Source organism: Ramlibacter alkalitolerans (assembly GCF_016722765.1).
Taxonomy (GTDB): Bacteria; Pseudomonadota; Gammaproteobacteria; order Burkholderiales; family Burkholderiaceae_C; genus Ramlibacter; species Ramlibacter alkalitolerans.
On record NZ_JAEQND010000032.1, the window covers coordinates 1 to 1,450 of the forward strand.

The 1,450-nt window shown below is 61.7% G+C and carries 1 protein-coding gene; it reads right to left on the minus strand.

What is annotated here, in order from left to right; translation table 11 throughout:
• Nucleotides 1-28: 28 nt before the first annotated feature.
• Entirely contained in the window at nt 29-1,354 is a 1,326-nt protein-coding gene (locus tag JI746_RS27505; protein WP_330893096.1) for an IS4 family transposase, read from the minus strand.
• Nucleotides 1,355-1,450 lie beyond the last annotated feature (96 nt).

Below are 1,450 nucleotides of genomic sequence, written 5' to 3' on the forward strand. Positions count from 1 at the left end.
GCGCACTGGTGTCCGGAAACCGTTCGGCTCACCCGAATAGCCCCGGCTGAAGGGCATCGAAGTCGGCTTGGCGGTGTCGACATCGTCGCCACCGGCAGCTTTCTTCCTGGTCGCGCAGGAACAAACCGGTTCTGAGCTCGGTCAGGAAGTTCCACAACGTGCCTGGGAATCCCTCGCGGACCTTTTGCAGCGACACCAGCAGGTAAGTGATGAGCGCCGTGAGCAGTTGGATGCGCACGGCGTTCTCGCTCTCGCCGAGGAATTTCTTGACCTTCAAGTGCTGCTTGATCCACTTGAAGAACAGTTCAATTTCCCAGCGTTGCCGATACAGATCCGCGATCTCCTGGGCAGACGCGTCCAAGTCGTTGCTCACCAGCACAAGGTTGTCGTCGTTCGGGCGTGCCACTTCGATCCTGCGCAGCTGGCGCCTGCAGCGGTTCTTGTGGCCGCCTCGGTTGCTCTTGTTGGCCAGTTGGATGACGCTATCGCCCGCGATGCTGACGGCCTGGGACGGCACCTGCCGCACGCTGACCAGTTCGATGGCTGCGTTCTTTTTCAGCCGGGTCACGAATCTTGCCCCCGCCGCAGCGATTCGCTCCCACCACGCGTAGTTGCAGTAGCCCTTGTCGTAGACGTACGTGGCGCCTGCTTGGGCCGCGATCTTGCTGCCTTCAGTCTCGTCGTTCACGTTGGCAGACGTAATGTTGAAGTGCACCGGCAGCTGCGAGCCACTCTCGAACTGCACGTGCACCTTCAGGCCCCTGGTGCGCGTCTTGGTGGCCTCAGTCCATTGGGAGCCCCGGCCATACAGGGCAATGGTGGTCGAGTCGATCAGGTACAGCAGCTCCTTGCGCTCTTTGCGGCTGACCGCCTGGGCGCTCAGCGCGATCAGGAGCCGTGCGGCTTCCTCAAACACCATTGGATTGCGCCCGTCGTTGGCATTCGACAGCGTGGAACGGTGCACTTCCACGGCGCCCAGGTGGTAATGGTGGTTGCGATGCTGGTTGAACCCGGCTTCCAGCTCGCGCAGGCTGCTCACCCCGGCCAGTTGCCCGTACACCATGGCGAGCAACTGCTGCCAGCAGCCGAACTTCTTGACGTAGCGGTCACCCGCGTGCAGATCGACCAGCTTCTGGAACGAATCACGCGGCAGCCCCTTCATGAGCTGCGCGAAACGGCTTAACCTATGCATGTTGCGGCGTGGTTGTTGAACAGGTTTGGCGACCGGGGTTCTATCCCCTAGACGGTCTCGTCGCAACACCTCTTCCGCGCTCAAGCCTCGCCGCGCGAACACCCCTGTATGTCGTTTTGACGCACGCCCGCGCCAGCCGCGGCTTTGCGGCCAACGGGTCATACAGTGTTTGAATCTCTCCCCCCGCTCAATCAGCTTTTCCGTTGTGCCGGAACGACTTGGCGCACTGGCCCGGATCTATTCCGGACAGCAGTGCGC